Origin of the sequence: Nocardia sp. NPDC020380 (assembly GCF_044386975.1) — a bacterium.
GTDB lineage: Bacteria > Actinomycetota > Actinomycetes > Mycobacteriales > Mycobacteriaceae > Nocardia.
Genome location: NZ_JBIRVQ010000004.1, coordinates 334,350 through 356,197, shown reverse-complemented (window position 1 = coordinate 356,197; position 21,848 = coordinate 334,350). Strand labels below are relative to the sequence as shown.

Sequence of the window (21,848 nt, the reverse complement as noted above, 5' to 3'; positions counted from 1 at the left end):
AACGCTGCCGTTGCGGGGGATACTCCAACAATGCATCGGCTTCTGCGCTGTCTGATCGTCGCCGTTTCACTATTCGCGGCCTTGACGCCGGCCGTGGCAACGGCCGATCCCGCACCCGGCATCGTCGGCGTGCGCCCGCTCGGTGGCCGCCAGTTCGAGGTCGACGTCTATTCGGCTGCCATGAACCGGACGATCCCGGTGTGGATCTCGCATCCGGACGGCCCGGCCCCGGCCCTGTACCTGCTCAATGCGGTCGACGGCGGCGAGGACGGCGGGCCGTGGACCACGCGCACCGATGCCGCGCAGTTCTTCGCGGACAAGCAGGTCAATGTGATCCAGCCGATCGGCGGGCGCGCCTCCTTCTACACCGACTGGGTCTCCGACGATCCGGTGCTGGGCCGGAACAAATGGGCGACCTTCCTGCTCGACGAACTGCCGCCGCTGCTGGCGGACCGCTTCCAGTTCACCGGGCGCAATGCGGTTGCGGGAACGTCGATGTCGGCCACCTCGGCGCTGGACTTGGCGATTCAGGACCCCGGCCGATTCCAGGCGGTCGGCTCGTACAGTGGCTGCCCGCAGACCGAGGACACCGCCGCGCGCAGCATGGTCTATTCGGAATTGCAGCTGTTCGGGGCGAACGCGAGCAATATGTGGGGCGGTCCCGGCGATCCGGCCTGGGCGGCACACGATCCGGTGCGCAATGCCGATCGGCTCCGCGGTGTGGCGCTCTACATTTCGGCCGGCAACGGCGCGCCCGGCGTGCACGAGGCGCTCAACGATCCGTCCATCGCCGGGAACGTGGGTGCGCTGGCCGATCGGATGACGGTCGGCGGGGCCATGGAATCGGTGGTGCGCGGTTGCACGGCCGCGCTGGTCGATCGGCTGGGCGCGCTCGGCATTCCGGCGGATGTGGTCTACCGCAATGGAACTCACGCCTGGCCGTACTGGCAGGACGATCTGCACGATTCCTGGCCGGTGTTCGCGGCGGCGCTGGGGGTGTAGCCGCCGGCGCGGTCAGCGCAGCGCGTCGAAGCCGTGCAGCATGGCGGCCACGGCGAATTCGAAACGCGTCTCGTCGTCGGTGCCCGCGCCGGTGCGGGCCGCTTCGGTGATGAGCGGGAACTCCGCGGGGTCCATCGTGTTCAGGTAATCGACCGAGCCCGGTCCTTGCGCCTCGTTGACGCGCGTCGTGTGCGCTTCCGAGGTGGCGTGCGCGATCACGAACAGGGTCAGCGCATTCACGATGTCCAGGGCCTGGCCCAGTGCGAATCCGGCTGTGCAGAGCACGGACAGGCCGTGTTCGGCGGTGCGCAGGGTCTGCGGGGTGACGGCGATCCGGGTGGCGACCAGTGGCAGGGCGCCTGGGTGGCGTAGCAGGGCCAGGCGCAGTGCGCGGGCGTACTCGGTGAGCGAGGTCCGCCAGTCGCCGTCGGCGACACGGATTTCGGCCGCGGACATGACGCGTTCCACGATGCCGTCGAACAGGGCGTCCTTGTTGGGGACGTAGTGGTAGAGGGTCATGGCCTCGACGCCCAGGTCCGCGCCCAGTTTGCGCATGGACAGGGCCGCGAGGCCGTCGCGATCGGCCATGGCGAGGGCGGCGTCGAGCACCTGTTCGCGGGAAAGCCCTGCTCGTTCGGCTCGTGTTCGTTTGGGCGGCACCTATTTTCCTCTCCGGGTTGACACTCTTACGTCGTAAGTGGATAGTACTCCACAGAAGCTCTTACGACGTAAGAGTGCGATTCACGGGAGAGACCGATGAGCATCACCGTCACCGACAACAAGGCCACCATCACCGCGTTCATCGAGGCGCTCAATCACGGTGTGGACGGCGACGAAGGCTGGGTGCGGTTCCTGTCACCGCAGGTCATCGACCACAACAAGATCATCTTCGGTGAGGAGGACGAGCCCGGCGCCGCCATCGAAGGCTTCCGCCAGCAGCTCGCCGCATTCAGCCGCACCGAGGCCGAGCACTCCGGAATCCTGGTGCAGGAACTCATCGGTGAGGACGACCGCATCGTGGCGCGCCTGCGCGTCGTCGGCTCCCACACCGGCTGCCACGTCCGCATGCCCGAGCCCACCGGCCGCAGCTGCGATGTCGAGCAGATCTGGATCTTCACCCTCGCCGAGGGCCGCATTGCCGAAATCCGTGCCGTCAGCGACCGTCTCGGCATGTTCCTGCAGCTGGGCTGGGACTGGCCGACCGTCGACTGACCCCGATCACTACCGCTTACAGCAGTTCTTGAATGCGGATCTGATTGCCCGCGGGATCGCTGACGGCGCAATCACGAATCCCGTAGGGCTGCACGGTCGGTTCCTGGATCACGGGCGCACCGCCGGCGCGCGCCCGGGCGAAGGCATTGTCGATATCCTTGCTGGCCAGCACGATGCGGGCGTACGTGCCCTTGGCCATCATCTCCGTGATGACACGCCGCTCGTCCGCGGTGATGCCCGGCTCGATCGTGGCCGGATGCAACACGATCGAGGTGCCGGGCTGATCGGGCGAGCCGACGGTGATCCAGCGCTTGGTGCCGTTGCCGACATCCTTGCGGACCTCGAAACCGAGGGCGTCCCGGTAGAAGACCAGGGACGCCTCGGGATCGGTGTGCGGGAGGAAGATCCAGTGAATGCTGATGTCCATGGCATAAACGCTAGGTTCGGCCATGGGGCCGGAGCTTCTCGATTCCTGACCGGTCTCAGAGCTGGGAAGCGCCACCGTCGACGGCGAGTTCGGCGCCCGTGGTGAAGGTTGCCTCGAAACCGAGGAACTGTACCGCCTTGGCGATCTCCTCGGCGGTGCCGAAACGCAGCATCGGATTGCTCGCGCGCAGAGTCTCCGTGAAGGCCTCGGCCGCCTCGGGGGTCAGCGCGCTCTTGCCGAGGATCGGCGTGGTGATCGGGCCGGGGCTCACGGCGTTCACCCGGATGTTGCGGGGCAGCAGTTCACGCGCCAGCGAACGGGTGAGCGAACGCAAGGCCGCCTTGCTGGCCGCGTAGGCGCTGACCTGCGGGATGCCCGCCACATTCGCGATCGAGGTGGTGAGCACCACCGCGCCGCCGTCCTCGATCAGCGGGGCGAGCTTCTGCACGGTGAAGAACGGGCCCTTGGTATTGATGCCGAGTACCTCGTCGTAGGCGGCCTCGTCGACATCCTCGAACGCGGCGAAGCTGGCGATGCCGGCGTTCACGAAAAGCAGGTCCACCGTGCCGAATTCGGTCTTCACCCGATCGGCCAGCGCATCGATATCGGTCAGCGAGGCGGCATCGCTGCGTACTACGACGGCGTTGTCGCCCAATTGTTTCCGCGCCGCGTCGAGGGTGGCCTCGGTGCGGCCGGTGACCAGGACGCGGGCGCCCTGACCGAGCAGCAGTTCGGCGGTCGCCAGACCCATTCCGGTGGTGCCGCCCGTGATGACCACTCGTTTGCTCTCGTAATTTCCCATGACTCGACTCTGTGCCCGCGGCGCGGTCCTGGTCCAATGAATGTTCCGCAAGGCACATCCCGGAATATGCATCGTCGCAGCTCATTACGGCTACTCTCGAGATATGACGTCTGTATCCGCGCCCTCCGCCGACCTCGATCTGCGGCTGGTGCGCTGCTTCCTCGCCGTGGCGGAGCACCGGAACTTCGGGCGCGCCGCCGACTCGGTGTTCCTCACCCAGTCCTCGCTGAGTCGCCAGATCGCCCGGCTGGAAAGGGATCTGGGGGTGCGGCTGCTCGATCGCACCCCGCAGCGCGTGCAGCTCACCGAGGCGGGCGCGGTCTTCCTGCCGCTCGCCGAGGAGTTGCTGCGCGGGGCCGACCGGGCGGTGGCGCGGGTACGGTCCGCCGGGGCGCCCGGTCGCCTCACCATCGGATTCACCACCGGGCTGATCATCACCCCGGCCGTGCGCGCGCTGCGTCAGCGGTTTCCCGAGGTGGAAGTGCGTACGCAGCATCTGGATTCGTGCGAGCCGCGCGCGGCATTGCTCGAGCATCGGGTGGACGCGGTGGTGTCGCGGACGCCGTTTCCCGCCGATCAGCTGCGGGTGACGGCTCTCTACGACGAGCCACGGGTGGTCGTGGTCGCGGCGGATCATCGGCTGGCGGGCAAGGAGTCGGTCACGCTGGCCGATATCGTGGACGAACCGCTGGTCCGGGTGCGGCAGGCCGATCCGGACTGGTGTGCCTTCTGGCGGCTCGAGCCGCGGCCCGACGGGCGGCCGGCCCCGGGCGGGCCTATCGTGGAGAACATCGAGGACCGATTCGAGGCCGTGGCCGCGGGCGACGCGATCACCATCGCGGCCGCGCCGACGACGCTGCGGCCCGATCTGATCACGATCCTGCTCGAGGGCGTGGAACCCAGCCACGTCGTGCTCGCCACCCGCGCCGAGGACCGCAATCCGCTGCTGCCCGCCTTCCGGGAATACGCCGGTGCCCGCCTGCACTCGGCGGCGCAGGTAAGGGCCACAGCACAATCGGGGTCGTGAAAGGTGTCGGAGGGCGGGCGTATGTTGGTCGAATGGTCACGCATCTGACCCATTGGGGCGCATTCGAGGCGGACAGTGACGGCACCCGCTTGACGGCGGTGCGACCTTGGCGTGGCGATCCGGAACCGACGCCGCTCATCGAGAATGTGGCCTCCGCGCAGCATCACCCGGCGCGGATCGATCAACCCTATGTGCGCAAGGGCTGGCTCGAGCACGGGCCCGGACCGGCCGCCCGTGGCGACGACACCTTCGTACCGGTTTCGTGGGATACCGCGCTGGATCTGCTGGCCGGCGAATTGGCCAGGGTATACCGGGAATTCGGGCCGCAGGCGGTGTACGGCGGATCCTACGGCTGGGCCAGCGCGGGGCGGTTCCATCACGCGCAGAGCCAGGTGCACCGGTTCTTGAACGGGCTCGGCGGGTACGTGTCCCATCGCAACAGCTACAGCCTCGGCGTCTCCCAGGTGCTGCTGCCGCATGTGCTGGCCGATATGGGCACGCTCATGGCGCGGTCGACCACGAAATCCGTGCTGGCGCGGCATTCGGAGCTCATCGTGTCCTTCGGCGGGTTGTCGCCGAAGAATTCGGCGGTCTCGCCGGGCGGGGTCTCGCGGCACAATACGCGCGGCTGGATCGAGACGGCCCAGGAGAACGGCTGCCGTTTCGTCACCATCAGCCCGCTGCGCGACGATATTCCGGCGCAGGCCAATGCGGAATGGATCGCCCCGCGCCCCGGTAGCGATGCCGCTCTCATGCTGGCGCTGGCGCAGGTGCTGGACTCGGAAGGGCTGGCGGACAACGATTTCCTGGACACGCATGCGGTCGGCTACCCGCGCTTCGCGCAGTATCTGCGCGGCGAAGTAGACGGTGTGGTGAAGGATCCGGAATGGGCCGAGCAGCTCACCGGTATTGCCGCGCAACGGATCCGGGAGCTGGCCCGCGACATGGCCGCACACCGGACACTCATCACCGTGAGCTGGTCGCTGCAGCGCGCCCGATACGGTGAACAGCCGCTGTGGCTCGGCGTGGTGCTCGCGGCCATGCTCGGCCAGATCGGGCTGCCCGGTGGCGGATTCGGGCACGGCTATGGCTCGGCGGCCAATGTCGGCCTGGCCGTACGGGTCAGCTCGCCGCCGCGGCTGCCGCAGGGCGAGAACGGCGTCGACGACTTCATTCCCGTCGCACGCATCGCCGATATGCTGCTGAATCCCGGTGCGCCCTACGAGTACAACGGTGAGCACCGGGTGTATCCCGATATCCGGATGGTCTATTGGGCCGGCGGGAATCCCTTCCACCACCACCAGAATCTGGCCCGGCTGCGCTCCGCGTTCGCCCGGCCGGACACCGTCGTGGTGCACGATCCGTTCTGGTCGGCCACCGCCCGGCACGCCGATATCGTGCTGCCCTCGACCATGACCATCGAACGCGACGATTACGGTGCGGGGGAGGGGGATCGGTTCTTCTTCCCGATGCCCGCGCTCACCGCCCCGCATGCCGAAGCCCGCGACGACTACTGGATGTTCGGTGAACTGGCCGAACGACTGGGCTTCGGAAAGGAATTCACCGAGGGGCGCACGGCCTCGGAGTGGCTGCGGCACCTCTACGACGAGTGGCGTCAGGGTCTCGCCGAAAAGGGCCATGAACTGCCCGATTTCGAGGCGTTCTGGTCCGGTGCGGCGCTGGAACTGCCCATCGAGGCCGAGGAACACATCGCCTTCGCCGATTTCCGGGCCGATCCCGCCGCGCACCCGCTGAGCACACCGAGCGGCCGCATCGAGATCTTCTCCGAGACCATCGCCGGTTTCGGCTACGACGATTGCCCCGGCCATCCGGTCTGGCTCGAGCCCGAAGAATGGCTGGGCAGTGCGCGGGCCGCGGCGTTCCCGATCCAGCTGGTGGCCAATCAGCCGCGCACCAAACTGCACAGCCAGCTGGATATCGGCGCGCACAGTCAGTCCACGAAAGTCGAGGGGCGCGAACCGGTTCGACTACATCCGGACGAGGCCGCGGCGCGTGGCCTGCACACCGGGGATATCGTGCGGATCTTCAATGACCGCGGCAGCTGCCTGGCCGGATTGCTGGTCGACGATGCGGTGCGGCCCGGAGTGGCCCAGTTGTCCACGGGCGCCTGGTACGACCCGGATCCGCGGGATGCGTCGTTCTGCCGGCACGGCAATCCGAATGCCGTCACCGCGGATCGGGGATCCTCGCGGCTGAGTCAGGGCTGCACCGGCCAGTTGTCGCTGGTGGAGATCGAGCGGTACACCGATCCGGTACCGGAACTGACGGTCAGCGGTCCGCCGTCGATCGAGCGGGTGTGAACCGGTAGGCGGATTGCTCGGGGCTGCGCAAGTATTCCACCCCGGTGATGATGTCGGGGTGAATGCGCACCATACGGTCGCGCGGTCCCGGAATGGCCGAGTGCAGCAGCAGTCGCATGCGGGCGATCTCCTCGCGTGAGGTGACCTCCTCGGCGGTGCCGCGGACGATGACACACCAGCCGGTCTGGGTGACGTGATCGATGGTGTCCGCCTCGAAGGCCACGATCTGCCGTGCGCCGGTCAGAGCGCTCGCATTGGCGGGGATCACGATGGTGCCGTTGTGCACGATGTGATTGACCGGGCGAATGGTGGGCATGTCATGTCGAGTGAACACGACCCGCCCGAAGCGGACGCCGCTCAGCAACCGGAGCGCCTCCGCGGTCGACAGCTCGCGGGCTCCGAGTGATTCGTTCATCGCACCCTCTCCGGAATACGCTCGTGCACCACCGATTTCAGTGAGTGATCTGCTGCAGTGAGATTTCGCGCGACATTGAGCGGCCAGCGATTCGTGGCACCGAACGGTCAGAGAACGAAACCGAGCGGCCGGTGAATGCTGATCCTTTCATGGTTCCCGCATGTGTGGCGAGCGAAACATGGCCAAGCGAAGCACGCGAAGCTAATCTGGAATCGTTCCAGAAAACGAAACCGGGGTGATCCCCTGAGAGGAGTAGTCGTGACCAGCACACTGTCCAAGGGCGGCGTCATCACCAGCCCGCTCGCCGCGGCCGATACCGAGATCGTCGGAGCGGTCCTGCAGGAAGCGCTCACCGATCTCATCGATCTCTCGCTGACCGCCAAGCAGGCGCATTGGAACGTGACCGGCCCGCATTTCCGGTCCCTGCACCTGCAGCTGGACGAACTCGTCGACAGCGCACGGCTGTTCTCCGACGCGGTCGCGGAACGGGCTGCGGCACTCTCGGTTTCGCCCGACGGCCGGGCCGCGGCGGTAGCCGCTGCCGCCCAGCCGTTTCCCGCCGGCTATCTCGCCGATCGCGACGTCGTGGGGCTGATAGGCCGTGCACGGTGGACTCCAGGCGGGCGACGCAGGTCGTGTTCATCACCGCCGATCCCGGCTCGCCCTCGGCCCGGATACTGAGCGGAATTGCCGCGCGGTTGCCGTGACTAGGATGGTCGCATGCTGGAGATCAGGCAGCTGAAGATCTTCCGGGCGGTGGCGCGCAGTGGTTCGTTCTCCGCCGCGGCCCGCACTCTCGGCTACACGCAACCCGCGATCAGCCAGCAGATCAAGGCCATGGAACGGACGCTGGGCACCGCGCTGGTCATGCGCTCCGGCAACCGGCTGCAGCTCACCGAGGCGGGCGATGCGCTGTCCCGGTACGCCGCCACCATTCTCGGGACCATGGACGCGGCCGAGGCCGAGATCCGCGCCCTCACCGAACTCCGTGCCGGACGCGTGCGAATCGCGGCCTTCCCCAGTGCCTATTCGCTGCTGCTGCCCAAGACCATCGCGGGAGTGCAAGCGGCACAGCCGAAGCTGCGCGTGACCCTGATCGAGGCCGAACCGCCGGAGGCGGTGAGCATGCTGCGCACCGGCGAATGCGAGATCGCCCTGGTCTTCGACTATCCCGCCGGCCGGGTGCCGGACGGTGAGAGTGCCGGTGAGGTAGGCAGTCCGGACTACGCCGACCTGAGCGTGCACACCCTCTTCACCGAGCGGCTGCGTGTCCTGCTGCCCCCGCGTCACCGACTGGCGGGCACCGCGCGCACCCAGCCGTTGAAACTCGCCGAGCTGGCGGGGGAGCGGTGGATCGCCGGCTGTCCGCAGTGCCGCGCCCATCTCGTCGACGTGTGCAAGGAAGCGGACTTCCATCCCGAAATCGACTACACGACAGAGAACTTCGCCGCCGTCGTGGGTTTGGTCGCCGAAGGGCTGGGCGTGGCGCTGGCCACCGAACTGGCCATCTCCGGTCTCCCGGCCGCCGGGGTAGTGCGGTCCTTGCCCCTGGAACCGGCGATGGAACGCCGCATCTCGGCGGTCACACTCCCCAAAATGGAGGCCGTGCCCGCGGTGGATGCGGTGATCCGCCAATTGCGGGCAACCACCCCGCTGATCGAGGCTGCCGTCGCGCGCTAGCGGCCGCGCGCCCATTATCGATAGTTTCAGCCCCTATTAGAGACTGTTGGGGTCAACCGCCCGAGGTCACATTTCCTGGGCCTTTGCATCGGATAGGTTTGAATTCCGATGAATTGGAGGGAAACGAAATGACCACGGCGTCCGATCTGCCCGTCGTCGACGAGACCGATATCGACCGTTACGACCCCGAGTACCGCGCATGGTTGCGCGAGGCCGTGCGCAAGGTGCAGGCCGACGGCAACCGGTCAGCGGACACCCACCTGCTGACGATTCCGCTGCCGCCGGAGTGGGGTATCGACCTCTATCTCAAGGACGAATCCACCCATCCCACCGGCAGTCTCAAGCACCGGCTGGCGCGCTCGCTGTTCCTGTACGCGCTGTGCAATGGCTGGCTGCGCCCGGGCCGCCCGGTCATCGAGGCCTCCAGCGGTTCGACGGCGGTGTCGGAGGCGTACTTCGCCAAGCTCATCGGGGTGCCGTTCATCGCGGTCATGGCGCGTTCCACCGTGCAGTCCAAGATCGACCTGATCGAATTCCACGGCGGCCGATGTCATCTGGTCGACAACCCGTGCGAGGTCTACGAGGTCGCCGCCCGCCTGGCCGAAGAGCAGGGCGGACACTACATGGACCAGTTCACCTACGCCGAACGCGCCACTGACTGGCGCGGCAACAACAATATCGCCGAATCCATCTTCCGCCAGCTGGACCAGGAGCGTTACCCCGAACCAGCCTGGATCGTCGCCACCGCCGGCACCGGCGGCACCTCGGCCACCATCGCCCGCTACGTCCACTACACCATGCGCAACACCGGCATCTGCGTCGCCGACCCGGAAAACTCCGCCTTCCTCGCCGGTTGGCGCGACGCCGACCGGAACGCCAGCTCCGACAACGGCTCCCGCATCGAAGGCATCGGCCGCCAGCGCGTAGAACCCAGCTTCATCCCCGGCTCCGTAGACCGCATGATGCGCGTCCCCGACGCCGCCTCCGTGGCCACCATCCACCTCCTCGAACGCCTCCTGGGCCGCAAATGCGGCGCCTCCACCGGCACCGGCGTCTGGGCCGCATTCCGCGTCATCGCCGAAATGCTCGCCCAGGGCCGCCACGGCAGCGTCGTCACCCTCCTCTGCGACCCGGGCGAGCGCTACCTCGACAAGTACTACTCCGACACCTGGCTTGCCGACCAGGGCATCGACCCCGACCCGTATTCCGCTCGCCTGGAACATTTTCTGCTCACGGGCGACCTCGGATGCTGATGCCCGGGTTGACCAGCCGACGGGCATGGTGACCGGTGACTTGGCGCCAGGTGTGCGCCGAAGCAGTTGTGTGCGACCACGTGCTCGACGACCGTCTCCTCGACTGACCCGTCGGCGTGACCGCCGGGGCCGTCATGGACTGCGCAGCCAGATGCCGTCCATGTTCACTTCGAAGATGTCGTCCAGGACGACCCGGGGTGCGCGGCCCTGCGGTATTGCGAACCATTCGATCGGCACGACGACCCCGTAGATGCACGCCATCGGGGCAAGCACCGGCAGCACGGTGACGATCCGCTCCGCGACTGTGGTCCACCACGGCTTTCGGGCACGGTCGCTGTCGTGAAGCCGTGGTTGCCCGGACCCGGTCACTCGTCGACATCCCGGAAGACATCCGGCTCGGCCGTGGCCAGGGCGGACAGCTTCCGGACGTAGCCGTGGAACACCTCGTGCTGCATGGCGTTCCGGTGTGACTCGGCGTCGGTCCAGCGCGCCATCTCCACATAGATCGCCGGATTGCGCAGCGATCGGCACAGCCGATGCTCGACGAAGCCCGGCTGGGTGCGCATGTACTTGGTGATATCGCCGAGGATCTGTTCGAACTCGCTGGTGTCGCCGGTGACCGTGAGCCGGTTGATGACGGTGGCGAACTCTTTGTCGGCCATTGCTGGTGCCTCACCTTCGTTGTCGGTTGTCATTCGGATGCCTTTGCCCGGCGGACGATCTCGCGCAGATCGCGGCGGGACACCTTCCCATTGGGGGAGCGCGGAATGTTCTGCGTGACGGCGATCGCCTGCAGCTGCTGGTATTCCGGCAATTGCGCATTGGCCCAGGTGGCGATCCCGGCGCCGGTGGCGCCGGTGGCGCGGTCCAGTACCACCAGGGCGGCCGCGACATGTCCGCGGAATTCGTCCGGCAGATCGACGACGACGCAGTCGGTGACACTGTCGTGCCGGCCGAGGACCTCTTCGATCTCCGACGGGGCGACCAGCCAGTTGTCGCATTTGAAGACGTCCTTGATGCGGTCGACCAGCACGAGCCGCCCGCCGCGGTCGAGATAGCCGACATCGCCGGTGGCGAACCACCCGTCCGCGTCGATCTCCGGAGTGTCTTCGCGGCCCAGGTAGCCGCTCATCAGCTGTGGTCCGCGCACTCGCACCTCCCCGCGCTCACCGCAGGCGAGGAGATCGCCGGTGTCCAGATCCGTTATGCGGCACTCGGTATCGAAGACGGGGCGGCCCACCGACCCGATCGTCGGATCGATGGGGTCGTCACTGTGCGTCAGCGGGGACATCTCCGCGAGGCCGTACCCTTGGGCCACCGGCACCCCGAAATGCGCGTGCAGTGTCTCGGCCACCCGTGCCGGCAGCGCCGATCCGCCCGAGAGGAAGGACGGGCGCGCGGTCAGTCGCAGTCCGCGTAGACGCGGGTCGGCCGCCAGCCGGGCCAGCCGCACCGGCAGGCTGTAGAAGTGCGTGGCCCGATGGGCATCGACAGCCGCGAGCGCGTTCACCGAATCCGCATCCGCGCAAAGGATCTGAACGGCCCCGGCCGCCACGGCGGCGTTCAGGTGCATCGGATGATAGGTCGGCAGGTGGTTCACGGTCACCGACGTCTCGTCCAGGCGGTGTGCGGTGGCGACCTGCCGGGCATTGGTCGCCACATTGTGGTCGGTGAGCCGGACGCCCTTGGGCAGACCTGTTGTGCCGCTGGTGAATTGGACGCAGGCGGTGCGGGCGCTGTCGGGCTCGGCGAGAATGGGCCCGGCGCCGGACGGCAGGGCATCGAGCGGCACGATCGCGGTGAGCAACGGCAAGCAGTCGCGGACGTGGGCGAGCCGGTCGGCCACCTCGGCGGTGACCACCGCGATCCGCACGCCACCCGTCGCCAGCACATGGACCAGCCGCTCGGCCGGCAGCAGCGGATTCAGGACCACAACGGTATTGCCGCTGCGCACCACCCCGTAATACGCGGCAGCAAACTCGGGGACCAGCGCGTTCGTGATCGCCACCGGCTGCTGCGGCGCGTCGAGCTCGGCGGCCAGCCAAGAGGCGAAAGAGCCTGCCGCGGCGTCCAATTCGGCGAAGGTCACGACGCCGCCGGGGGTGCGGATGGCGGGCCGGCCGGGTCCGCTGCGGGCCTGGGCCCGGAGCAACCCGTCGAGCGTGATCGAAGATCGGGACACGAGCGGTCCTTTCGCGGGCTCCACTGGATCGCTCGCCACGATGTCACCGCGCGCTCGAGCCACGAGGTGCGCGTCCCTCGAGCCGTGCTCGATGCCGGCCGGTCATGGTGGAGCGCAACGGGACTCGATGAAGGAGTGGGTCGATGAAAATCGAAGAACTGGCCGTGCCGGACGCATACCGGATCATTCCCGAGAAATGGCCGGACATACGCGGATACTTCTACGAGGCGGCCCGCACCGAGAATATCGGCGAGGCGATCGGGCATCGATTCGAGATCGCCCAGGTGAATTTCTCGGTCTCACACCGCAATACGCTGCGCGGGGTGCACGGGGTGACGATCCCGCCCGGACAGGCGAAATTCGTCAGCTGCCTGCGTGGCGCCGCACTCGACATCGTGGTCGATCTGCGGATCGATTCACCTGCCTTCGGCAGGTACAGCGTGAACATCCTCGATGCCTCCAGTGGGGTCGCGGTGTACATCGCCGCCGGACTCGGGCACGGATTCCTGGCGCTCGCCGACGACACCTGCGTCGGCTACCTGTGCTCGACCACCTATGTGCCCGAGGCCGCCTACGAAATCGATCCGCTGGACCCCGAACTCGACTTGCCGTGGGGGCTGACCGAACCGCCGATCACCGTCAATCGGAGTGCTGCGGCGACCAGCCTCGCCAGCGCCATCGAATCCGGCGTGCTGTCCACTTACCAGGAGTGCAAGGAATATTACGAGAATTTCTGAACCGCTGGTGCGCTGGGCAACGCCCAGCGCACCAACGTGCTTGCTCAGGCCGTCCGGCGGTTGAAGATCCGCAGTCCGTACCAGGTGGAAAGGATCGCGAGACCGAATGCCACCAGGACGCCGATACCCACGCCGCCCGCGGTGTACTGACCCGCGAACAGATCCCGGATCGCATCGACGATGTAGCGCAAGGGATTCGCGTGCGCGATCCAGTCCAGCCACTTGGGCGCGAACGACAGCGGCAGCAGAATGCCCGACAGCAGCATGAGCGGCACTGCCACCGAGTTGAGCACCGGCGCGAACAGGTACTCGTTCGGCAGCCCCAGCGCGAGCGTGTACGACAACGCGGACAGGCTGACACCCATCACGAGAACGAAAATCAGACCGATCAGCACACCGAGAATCGGCGCCCGCATGCCCATGATGAATCCCATGATGAGCAGCGGAATCGCCTGGATGAGCAGGACGACCGCGTCGCGGATCATCCGGCCGAGCAGCAGTGCGAGCCTGCTGACGGGTGTTACCCGCATGCGCTCGATGAATCCGCTGCGCATGTCCGGAATCAGATTGAAGCCCGCATATCCGGTCGCGAACAGACCCAGCTGCACCAGCAGACCGGGAATGTAGAACCGCCATGCGTCATGGCCATTGGGCAAAGCCCGGGTGAGCAGTGGACCGAACAATAGGAGATAGACGAAAGGCTGGATCAATCCGATGATGAGCGCGAACTTGATTCGCATCGTCATCGCCAGCTCGTTGCGGAAAATGATGTAGACATCTTGCACCGTACGCATGAGCATCCCTTTCGAAATAAGTCAGAATCCCGCAGCGTGCGGTATGGCGGGCGCCTCCTCCGCCGCCCGCCCGGTGATCGACATGAACACGTCGTCCAGCGTCGGTCGTTCGATCTGCGTGGAACGCACCTTGATGTTCTCGTCGTGCAGCGCGAGCAGGTACTCCATAAGCAGCTGATCGCCGTTTTCGCACGAGATCCGCACCGTCGAACCGTCGACCGCGATATTGCGGCCACCGGGTCGCGCCGCGAGCGCCGCGTAGGCCGCCTCCACGTCACCGTCGATCTCGATGACGATGACATCGTTACCGAGGATCTGCTTGAGATGCGCCGGGCTGTCCTCGGCGAGGATCTTGCCCTTGTCCAGGATCAGGATTCGATCGCAGAGCGTATCGGCTTCTTCGAGATGATGGGTACTCAGGAAGACCGTCGTCCCGTAGTCGTCACGCAGCTGACGGACCAACTGCCACAACGAAATACGGCTCGCGGGATCGAGGGCCGCGGTCGGCTCGTCGAGGAAGATCACCTGCGGGCGATGCACGAGCCCGAGCGCCACATCCAATCGCCGGCGCTGCCCGCCGGACAGGGTGATCGTGGTGCGCTCCTCCAGCCCCGACAGATCCAGCGCCGCGATCAGTTCCTCGGCGCGAGTCCTGGCCTTGGCCTTCGGCATTCGATACAGCAACGCCTGCAGCATCAGTTCGTCCATGACCGTGGCGGTCGGCCGGGTGCCGCCGGTCTGTGCGACCAGCCCGATCTCCAGTCGCACACCCTGCGGATCGCGGAGCAGATCGCGACCGGCGACGGTGGCGCTGCCACTGGTCGGGGGCAGCAGAGTGGTGAGCATTCGCATGGTCGTGGTTTTCCCGGCGCCGTTGGGTCCGAGGAAACCCACCACCTCGCCCTGCTTCACCTGGAAGTCCAAGCCGTGCACCGCATCGACCGGACCCTGCTTGGTATCGAATCGTCTTGCGAGACCTTGGGCCTCGATCATCAGCATGATGGGCTCCTTCTACTCGGCTCGGGTTACTTGGCTTGGGCGATGTGCTTGGTGACGCCGGAATCGGTGGTGGTCCAGATCGCCTGGCCGTCCACCAGTTGCTGCTGCGGCCAGCCCAGCGTGCCGTCCTCGATATCGCTGATGAGCTGGGTCACCCAGGCCAGCTCCGCCTCGATGACCCGCAGCGCGTACTCCACCTCGATGACGAACAGTCGCGGCACCCCGGTCTCGAGAATGCCGGCGAGTGAGGTGTTCGTGGCCTGTGAGTCGGCGGCCAGGCGTTCGCGTCGCTCGGTGAGCGCGGAGATCGCGCCCTCACGCCCCAGCGCGCCCAGATAGCCGACCGCGGTGAGGAACTTCGGGTACTCCTTCGCAGGGGTGCGGACCAGTTCGTCCAGCCAGCGGATGAACTCCTGTCGGCCGAGTTCGGTCTGGGTGTAGACGGTCCGTTCCGGCCGGCGACCGTCGCGCTCGATCGCCTGTTCCTCGACCCAGCCCAGCTTGTTCAGTGTTTCGACGATGTCGTAGAGCGAGCTCTTGGTGACCTTGACGCTCGCATCTTTGTTGCGCTCGAGCAGCGTGTTCACCATTTCGTACGGATGCATCGGCTTCTCGATGAGGAGACCGAGTACCGCGAGCGCCAATGTGTTGCGGACAGTGCCTGGTTGTGCCACCGATTCTCCATATGGTCGGTTCCGACTAATATTTGGTCGGTTCCGACTATACGGTTCCGACTGATCCGATGGCAAGCAGCCGAGCCCGGCCGCTGCACGCCTGCGCCCAGACACGCGAACGGACCCGAGATGACCTCGGGTCCGTTCGAAAAAGGTTCGGCGAGTGGCTAATTCGGCCCGTCGACCAGTGCGTCGAACGAGCGCGGAATCCAGGCCGGCACACCGCCCTCGGCATTCAGGCCGCGTTCGATGACCGCCAGATTGTGATAGACGTGCAGCCCCACGATCAGCTCGGCCGGATAACTGCCGGGTTCGCCCAGGCGGTCCTGGAAGTGCAGGTGGTCGAGCACCGACTTGAGCATGCCGATGGAGGTGCCGGCCGGCGCCACCGGATCCTCCACGCCACCGAATCCGGGGCAGTATGTTGTGAACAGATCCTCGATGACATACACCCCGCCTGGCCGCACGTGCCGGAACAGTGTCTGGAACGACGTGATGACGTGCTCGTTGATATGGCTGCCGTCGTCGATGATCACATCGAACGGCCCGTACTTCGCAGCCAGCGACTCCAGGAAGGCCGGATCGTTCTGATCGCCCTGCACGGTACGCAGGCGAGTCTCGTCCAATCCGTGCTTGGGGAAGATGTCCAGACCGGTCACGATGCCGCGCGGGAAGAACGCCTTCCACATCCGGAGCGATGCACCACCGTCGGCGGGATCCTTGTAGCCGCCGATCCCGATCTCCAGAACTCGCACGGGCTCATCGCGCAGCTGGGCGAGATGTTGCTCGTAATGGGGGGTGAACCAGTGCAGCATCCCCCACTTGTCCGAACCGTAGCGGACCGACAGATCGTTGAGATCCGGTCTGCGCGAAGAACATCCGCTCAGTACGGTATCGACGGCCTGGCCGATGGAGAACCATGCCTCGCGCAGCACGGACAGATACTGCTCGCGCACCGCGGGCTGTTCCAGCCGCAATTCGACGCGATGCGTGCCCGCCGCGCGCTCGCGGGGCGGGCCGTACAGGATGCGGACCAATTCGGTGAGATCGAATTCCAGCCGCACGATCGCGGTGTCTGCGGCACCCTCGGTCACGCTGATCGGTTCGCCGGACCGGACGCCGAGGGTCCGGCTGAACCGCTCCGCGCCGTGCATGAGGTCCAGCTGGATCTGCATGAGATGCGTATTCGACGGCGGGCGGCTGCGATACAGCACCTCCTCGACGGCCAGGGCGGTGACCTGCTTCGCACCGATCGCGTCGATGACTGCGACGAGTTCCGTATCCCGGCCTCCCGCCGCCAGGATGAGGCGTTCGGCCTGCTCGGTATTGGCTTGCATGAATCTCTCCCTGCTGTGATCGGTTCGCCCCACTCTGCGGCGTGCGCCTCGAGCTGGGGTGGAGCCGTGTTGAAAGCCGTTCCCGCTATTCGGGTGGGTGATCGAGCCGCGCCAGTTCCCCAGCGGTGAGCTCGATTTCGGCCGCGGCCGCGGAAGCCAGCACCGACTCCGGGCGGCTCGCCCCGGGGATCGGGATGACCGTGGGGGCCTTGGCGAGATGCCAGGCGAGACAGATCTGTTGCGGGCTCACGCCGCGCTCGGCCGCCACCGCCGCGAAGGCGGGATGGCGCGCGCCCAGCGTGCCGGCCTCGGCGATGCTGCCGAGCGGGCACCACGGTAGGAAAGCCAATCCGGCTGTGCCGCAATAGGTCAGGTCGCCCTCGGTGGCGCGGTGGTTGGGTGCGAACCGATTCTGCACGCTGACCAGCGCCGAACCCAGTACGCGCCGGGCGATTTCGATCTGCTCGATCGACACATTGCAGATGCCGACCATGCGGATCTTGCCCTCGGCCCACAGCTCGCGCAGGGCGCCGAGACTCTCGGCATAGGACACCGCGGGATCCACCTGATGATGCTGATACAGCCCGATCGTCTCCACTCCGAGTCGCCGCAGACTGTTCTCGCAGGCGTGCCGCAGGTATTCCGGCGTCCCGCGGACTCGCCAGTCGTCGCCGGTCGGGCGGAGATATCCACCCTTGGTCGCCACCAGCACGGCATCGGCGCTGCCCGGCCGGGCGGCGAGCGCCGCCGCGACCAGGCGTTCGCCGTAGCCGAACTCGGAAGGCCCTGCGCAATAGGAATCCGCGGTATCGAGGAGAGTCAGTCCGGCGTCGATCGCCGCGTGGATGGTCCGGACGCAGCGGTCGCGGGCGGGACGGAACGGCAGGGTCAGCCCCAGCGTGCCGAGTCCGATCGCGCCCACCGTGACGACGCCGACGGTCTCGTTGCCGAGGCTGCGCGTCCGCATCGCTATTCCTCGCGCCGCCAGCATGCCGAAGAGATGTCCACCGGGCGCAGCCGATCCGAAATGCCGTGTTGCCGACGATATTCCAGCACCGCTTCGTGCACCGGCGGGAGTACGTAGTCGTCGATGATGACGTAGCCGCCGGGGGAGAGTTTGGGGTAGAGGTGGGTGAGGGAGTCGAGGGTGGATTGGTAGAGGTCGCCGTCGAGGCGGAGGATGGCGAGTTGGTCGATGGGTGCGGTGGGGAGGGTGTCGTGGAACCAGCCGGGGAGGAATCGGACTTGGTCGTCGAGTAGGTCGTATTTGGCGAAGTTCTGTCGGACTTGTTCGAGGGGGATGCCGAGGACGTGGTTGGCGCGGTGGAGTGCGAGTCGGTGGTCCATGGGGTGGCCGTCGGGTCCGATTTCGGGCATGCCTTGGAAGGAGTCGGCTACCCAGACGGTGCGGTCTTTGATGTCGTGGGCGCGGAGGTAGGCGCGCATGAAGATGCAGATGCCGCCGCGCCAGACGCCGGTTTCGATGAGGTCGCCGGGGATGGCGTCGGCGGTGATGGTTTGCAGGCAGTGGTGGACGTTGTTGAGTCGTTCGGTGCCTGCCATGGTGTGCGCGACACTCGGCCAGTCCTCGCCGAGTGCGCGTTCGGTGGGGTCGTACCCGTCCGACGGGCTGCGCCACGGCACCTGGACGTCGTCGGACAGTTGTACCGGCGGGTCCTCGTAGACGGAATTGACGAGGGTCTTCTTCATCAGGTCCAGATACAGTTCACTGCCCATGTCAGGCTCCTCGACGCCAGTACATCGCCGCCATGTCGATCCGTTCCAGGGGGTCGGTGATGCCGTGGCGATCCCGGTATTCGTGCACGGCGCGGCGGCAGGGGGCGAGGCTGTAGTCGTCGATGATGACGTAGCCGCCGGGGGAGAGTTTGGGGTAGAGGTGGGTGAGGGAGTCGAGGGTGGATTGGTAGAGGTCGCCGTCGAGGCGGAGGATGGCGAGTTGGTCGATGGGTGCGGTGGGGAGGGTGTCGTGGAACCAGCCGGGGAGGAATCGGACTTGGTCGTCGAGTAGGTCGTATTTGGCGAAGTTCTGTCGGACTTGTTCGAGGGGGATGCCGAGGACGTGGTTGGCGCGGTGGAGTGCGAGTCGGTGGTCCATGGGGTGGCCGTCGGGTCCGATTTCGGGCATGCCTTGGAAGGAGTCGGCTACCCAGACGGTGCGGTCTTTGATGTCGTGGGCGCGGAGGTAGGCGCGCATGAAGATGCAGATGCCGCCGCGCCAGACGCCGGTTTCGATGAGGTCGCCGGGGATGGCGTCGGCGGTGATGGTTTGCAGGCAGTGGTGGACGTTGTTGAGTCGTTCGGTGCCTGCCATGGTGTGCGCGACACTCGGCCAGTCCATACCGAGCGCACGATTGTCCGCCGCGAAATCCGCCGACCCCGACCACGCGTCGATCGGCGGATCCTCGTAGATGACGTTGGTCAAAACCTTCTTGATCAACTCCAGATACAGCGTGCTGCCCATGTCCTGCATTCCAGCGTCCTTTCCGGCCCGAATTCGTGTATCCCCCAGCGTGCGGGGCGGCACTCGAACGGAACTGGAACTTCGGCTCAGCGGGCAGCCGGCTCAGGACAGCAAGGTACGCAGATACGTCGAGGTCGGCCCTGAGCCTTCGGCAACGATCTCCGGCGGCCCCTGGTTGATCAAGCGCCCGCCGTCCGGACCCGCGCCCGGGCCGATGTCGAGTAGCCAGTCGACGGCGGCGGCCAGGTGCAGATCGTGTTCGGCGACGATGACCGTGTTCCCGGCCGCCAGCAACGCCTCGAAGGCGTCGACGATCCGCTGCACATCCGCCGGATGCAGACCCGTGGCCGGTTCGTCGAGAATGACGACGCCTCCGCCCTCGGTGGTGCCGCGCAAGATCGCCGTCGCCAGCTTCATGCGTTGCGCCTCACCGCCCGACAGCTCCGTGGCGCTCTGCCCGAGCTGCAGATAGCCCAGCCCGACCTGATCGAGTGCACGGAGAATGCCGACCAATTTCGGTGCGCCGGAAAAGAATTCGACGGCATTGTCGACGGTGAGCTCGAGCACCTGATCGATGGCCAGCCCCCGATAGGTGACAGCAAGGACTTCCGGCTGGAATCTCCGGCCCTCGCAGACCTCGCACACCACCCACATATCGGGCAGGAACTGCATATCCACCTGTCGCCGCCCGTATCCGGTGCAGGCCTCACAGCGGCCGCCGGGGGAATTGAAGGAGAAGGCCGTGGCCTTCAGCCCCGCCGCGGTCGCCTGCGGGGTGGCGGCGAACAGTTTGCGGATGGTGTCGAACGCCTTGGTGTACGTCGCGGGATTCGAGCGCGGGGTGCGGCCGATCGGATCCTGATCGACCACGGTGGTCCAGGCCACCCGCTCCAACCCGGCAGCCGAGCCCACTGCGGCACCGTCGCCGCCGGTCAGCGCGATCGCCACCGCCTCGTTCAGCAGACTGCTCTTACCGCTGCCGCTGACTCCGGTGATCGCGGTGAGGGTGCCGAGCGGGATCCGGAGTTCCTCGATGCGCACATTGTGTACCGCGATATCGCGGAAGGTGAGCCAGCGATCAGCGACGGGCACTCGGCGCTGCCGATTCACTCGTGGCCCGAGCCCATTCAGGTATGCGGCGGTGAGGGATTCGGGCACCGCAGCGACTTGTTCTGGTGTGCCCTGCGCGATGAGCCGCCCGCCCTCGGTGCCGGCGCCGGGACCGAGATCGATGATCCAATCGGCGTGCCGCATGAGATCCGGATCGTGCTCGACCAGCAGGACGGTGTTGCCGCGCTCTTTGAGTTCGTGCAGCACCAGATGCAGTTCCTGTTTGTCCGCGGGATGCAGTCCGGCACTGGGCTCGTCGAGGACGAAGGCGATACCGGTCAATGCGGTACTCAACTGCGCCGCGATCCGCGCGCGTTGCATTTCGCCACCCGACAGTGTGGGCGCGGTGCGAGAGAGCTGGACGTGCCCAAGCCCGAGCCGGCCGAGCAGGCGCAACCGTTCGTGCAGCACGGGTAGCAGTTCGGTCGCGACTTCTCTTTGCGTGCCGGTCAATTCGTCGGTCAGCCGGTCGGTCCATTCCCGCGCGGCACTGACATCGAGATCCATGATCTCGGCGTAACGCAGTCCGCCCAGGATCACGGTGCGCCCGACGAGACCGAGCCCGGTGCCCCCGCAGACGGGGCAGGGCTCCCAGCGGATGAACGGTGCGTATCGGTCCCGGCCGGGGCCACCGGCCGCAGCCTGATAGAGGCGTTCGACGTCGGCGAGCACACCGCGCAACGGCTGACTGTGCTTGACGTTGATCGCGGTCCCGGATTTCTTGAGCGTCGTGTTGACTTCGATATCGATCGGTTGGTCGCCGGTACCGTACAGCACCGCGTGCCGGAACTTCTCCGGCAGTTCCTGCCAGGGTTGTTCCAGATCGATGCCGAAATGCCTTGCCAGCGAGGGCAATGCGGATTGTTCGGCGGAATATCGTCCGCTGAACCACGGCGCGCCGCCCGCGGTCAGCGGCAGATCCGGCCGGGTGATGATGAGCTCCGGATCCGAATGCCCGGCGCCGCCGATGCCGAGGCAGGTCGGGCACGCGCCTTCCGGGGTGAAGCGCCGGAACTGGGCGGCGGTGAGCCGTAGGCCCAGTGCGGGATCCCAATCCGGCGCCAGCGGTGGCAGCCGCGAGAACACCAGGCCGAGATAGTCGTCGATCGTGGTGATGGTGGCGAGCGTGGATTGGCTGCTGTGGTTGAGTTTTCGCTGATCCACCGCCAGGGTGGCGACGAGTCCGTCGATGCGGTTCACCCGTGGGCGGTCTTTCGGAGTGATGAATTGCCGGACGAATGGGGCCATGCCCTCGAGATAGCGCAGTTGCGCTTCGGCGTGAATCGTATCGATGGCCAAGGAGGTTTTGCCGCTGCCGCTGACTCCGGTGAATGCGACCACTTTCCCCTTGGGTACCGATACGTCTATCCCCTGTAGATTATGCGTTCGAGCGT

23 protein-coding genes are annotated in these 21,848 nt (G+C 66.5%); 8 read left to right on the top strand and 15 right to left on the bottom strand.

The window, feature by feature from the left end; genetic code table 11:
- Window positions 1-30: 30 nt before the first annotated feature.
- The gene (locus ACH438_RS12410; protein WP_397004288.1) at window positions 31-1,002 is read left to right on the top strand and encodes an alpha/beta hydrolase; all 972 of its coding nucleotides are present in this window, start codon (window positions 31-33) and stop codon (window positions 1,000-1,002) included.
- A gap of 12 nt (window positions 1,003-1,014) precedes the next feature.
- Here the strand turns inward: ACH438_RS12410 and ACH438_RS12405 are convergent, their stop codons facing one another.
- Window positions 1,015-1,662, bottom strand: coding sequence for a TetR/AcrR family transcriptional regulator C-terminal domain-containing protein (locus ACH438_RS12405; protein ID WP_397004286.1), 648 nt, complete (start codon window positions 1,660-1,662; stop codon window positions 1,015-1,017).
- A gap of 96 nt (window positions 1,663-1,758) precedes the next feature.
- Here ACH438_RS12405 and ACH438_RS12400 point away from each other — a divergent pair, with 96 nt between their 5' ends.
- Window positions 1,759-2,214, top strand: coding sequence for an ester cyclase (locus ACH438_RS12400; RefSeq protein WP_397004284.1), 456 nt, complete (start codon window positions 1,759-1,761; stop codon window positions 2,212-2,214).
- A 16-nt stretch (window positions 2,215-2,230) separates the two neighbouring features.
- Here ACH438_RS12400 and ACH438_RS12395 read toward each other — a convergent pair whose 3' ends face one another.
- Window positions 2,231-2,641: a VOC family protein gene (locus tag ACH438_RS12395; RefSeq protein ID WP_397004282.1), complete on the bottom strand. Its 411-nt coding sequence runs from the start codon at window positions 2,639-2,641 to the stop codon at window positions 2,231-2,233.
- A gap of 55 nt (window positions 2,642-2,696) precedes the next feature.
- Window positions 2,697-3,443, bottom strand: coding sequence for an SDR family oxidoreductase (locus ACH438_RS12390; protein WP_397004280.1), 747 nt, complete (start codon window positions 3,441-3,443; stop codon window positions 2,697-2,699).
- A gap of 103 nt (window positions 3,444-3,546) precedes the next feature.
- On the opposite strand from ACH438_RS12390, the gene ACH438_RS12385 reads away from it, so the two are divergent.
- Both ACH438_RS12385 and ACH438_RS12380 read left to right on the top strand, forming a co-directional pair.
- Window positions 3,547-4,470, top strand: coding sequence for a LysR family transcriptional regulator (locus tag ACH438_RS12385; RefSeq protein WP_397004278.1), 924 nt, complete (start codon window positions 3,547-3,549; stop codon window positions 4,468-4,470).
- Window positions 4,471-4,502: 32 nt separating this feature from the next.
- Window positions 4,503-6,791, top strand: a complete 2,289-nt coding sequence (locus ACH438_RS12380; protein ID WP_397004276.1) for a molybdopterin-dependent oxidoreductase — start codon at window positions 4,503-4,505, stop codon at window positions 6,789-6,791.
- Here ACH438_RS12380 and ACH438_RS12375 read toward each other — a convergent pair.
- Complete coding sequence (locus tag ACH438_RS12375; RefSeq protein ID WP_397004274.1) at window positions 6,760-7,206, bottom strand: pyridoxamine 5'-phosphate oxidase family protein; 447 nt, start codon at window positions 7,204-7,206, stop codon at window positions 6,760-6,762. The genes ACH438_RS12380 and ACH438_RS12375 overlap by 32 nt on opposite strands.
- A gap of 258 nt (window positions 7,207-7,464) precedes the next feature.
- Between ACH438_RS12375 and ACH438_RS12370 the strand changes: the two genes are divergently transcribed.
- The 3 genes from ACH438_RS12370 (at window position 7,465) to ACH438_RS12360 (ending at window position 10,139) form a co-directional block, all read left to right on the top strand.
- Window positions 7,465-7,887 (top strand): Dps family protein, encoded by a 423-nt coding sequence (locus ACH438_RS12370; RefSeq protein ID WP_397004272.1) that lies wholly within the window; start codon window positions 7,465-7,467, stop codon window positions 7,885-7,887.
- 39 nt (window positions 7,888-7,926) lie between these two features.
- Window positions 7,927-8,886: a LysR family transcriptional regulator gene (locus ACH438_RS12365; protein WP_397004270.1), complete on the top strand. Its 960-nt coding sequence runs from the start codon at window positions 7,927-7,929 to the stop codon at window positions 8,884-8,886.
- Between the two features lie 128 nt (window positions 8,887-9,014).
- Window positions 9,015-10,139, top strand: coding sequence for a PLP-dependent cysteine synthase family protein (locus tag ACH438_RS12360; RefSeq protein ID WP_397004268.1), 1,125 nt, complete (start codon window positions 9,015-9,017; stop codon window positions 10,137-10,139).
- 132 nt (window positions 10,140-10,271) lie between these two features.
- Here the strand turns inward: ACH438_RS12360 and ACH438_RS12355 are convergent, their stop codons facing one another.
- From ACH438_RS12355 to ACH438_RS12345, 3 genes are read right to left on the bottom strand one after another with little or no spacing between them, the layout of a single operon-like run.
- The gene (locus ACH438_RS12355; RefSeq protein ID WP_397004266.1) at window positions 10,272-10,508 is read right to left on the bottom strand and encodes a hypothetical protein; all 237 of its coding nucleotides are present in this window, start codon (window positions 10,506-10,508) and stop codon (window positions 10,272-10,274) included.
- Window positions 10,505-10,801 (bottom strand): antibiotic biosynthesis monooxygenase family protein, encoded by a 297-nt coding sequence (locus ACH438_RS12350; protein ID WP_397004264.1) that lies wholly within the window; start codon window positions 10,799-10,801, stop codon window positions 10,505-10,507. Before ACH438_RS12350 ends, ACH438_RS12355 begins: the two co-directional genes overlap by 4 nt.
- Window positions 10,802-10,830: 29 nt before the next feature.
- Window positions 10,831-12,321, bottom strand: coding sequence for a class I adenylate-forming enzyme family protein (locus tag ACH438_RS12345; RefSeq protein ID WP_397004262.1), 1,491 nt, complete (start codon window positions 12,319-12,321; stop codon window positions 10,831-10,833).
- A 143-nt stretch (window positions 12,322-12,464) separates the two neighbouring features.
- Here ACH438_RS12345 and ACH438_RS12340 point away from each other — a divergent pair, with 143 nt between their 5' ends.
- Window positions 12,465-13,058 (top strand): dTDP-4-dehydrorhamnose 3,5-epimerase family protein, encoded by a 594-nt coding sequence (locus ACH438_RS12340; protein ID WP_397004260.1) that lies wholly within the window; start codon window positions 12,465-12,467, stop codon window positions 13,056-13,058.
- A 44-nt stretch (window positions 13,059-13,102) separates the two neighbouring features.
- Here the strand turns inward: ACH438_RS12340 and ACH438_RS12335 are convergent, their stop codons facing one another.
- The 8 genes from ACH438_RS12335 to ACH438_RS12300 form a co-directional block, all read right to left on the bottom strand.
- Window positions 13,103-13,852, bottom strand: a complete 750-nt coding sequence (locus ACH438_RS12335) for an ABC transporter permease (protein WP_397004258.1) — start codon at window positions 13,850-13,852, stop codon at window positions 13,103-13,105.
- Window positions 13,853-13,873: 21 nt separating this feature from the next.
- The gene (locus tag ACH438_RS12330) at window positions 13,874-14,851 is read right to left on the bottom strand and encodes an ATP-binding cassette domain-containing protein (RefSeq protein ID WP_397004256.1); all 978 of its coding nucleotides are present in this window, start codon (window positions 14,849-14,851) and stop codon (window positions 13,874-13,876) included.
- A gap of 26 nt (window positions 14,852-14,877) precedes the next feature.
- Complete coding sequence (locus tag ACH438_RS12325) at window positions 14,878-15,525, bottom strand: PadR family transcriptional regulator (protein WP_397004254.1); 648 nt, start codon at window positions 15,523-15,525, stop codon at window positions 14,878-14,880.
- Window positions 15,526-15,692: 167 nt separating this feature from the next.
- Window positions 15,693-16,862, bottom strand: coding sequence for a class I SAM-dependent methyltransferase (locus tag ACH438_RS12320; protein WP_397004252.1), 1,170 nt, complete (start codon window positions 16,860-16,862; stop codon window positions 15,693-15,695).
- An 85-nt stretch (window positions 16,863-16,947) separates the two neighbouring features.
- The gene (locus tag ACH438_RS12315; RefSeq protein WP_397004250.1) at window positions 16,948-17,829 is read right to left on the bottom strand and encodes an aldo/keto reductase; all 882 of its coding nucleotides are present in this window, start codon (window positions 17,827-17,829) and stop codon (window positions 16,948-16,950) included.
- 2 nt (window positions 17,830-17,831) lie between these two features.
- Window positions 17,832-18,599, bottom strand: coding sequence for a TylF/MycF family methyltransferase (locus ACH438_RS12310; protein ID WP_397004248.1), 768 nt, complete (start codon window positions 18,597-18,599; stop codon window positions 17,832-17,834).
- Window position 18,600: 1 nt separating this feature from the next.
- A complete protein-coding gene (locus tag ACH438_RS12305) occupies window positions 18,601-19,353 on the bottom strand; it encodes a TylF/MycF family methyltransferase (RefSeq protein WP_397004246.1) in 753 nt (250 codons plus the stop codon).
- Window positions 19,354-19,446: 93 nt separating this feature from the next.
- Window positions 19,447-21,795, bottom strand: coding sequence for an ABC transporter (locus ACH438_RS12300; RefSeq protein ID WP_397004244.1), 2,349 nt, complete (start codon window positions 21,793-21,795; stop codon window positions 19,447-19,449).
- Window positions 21,796-21,848: the final 53 nt, after the last annotated feature.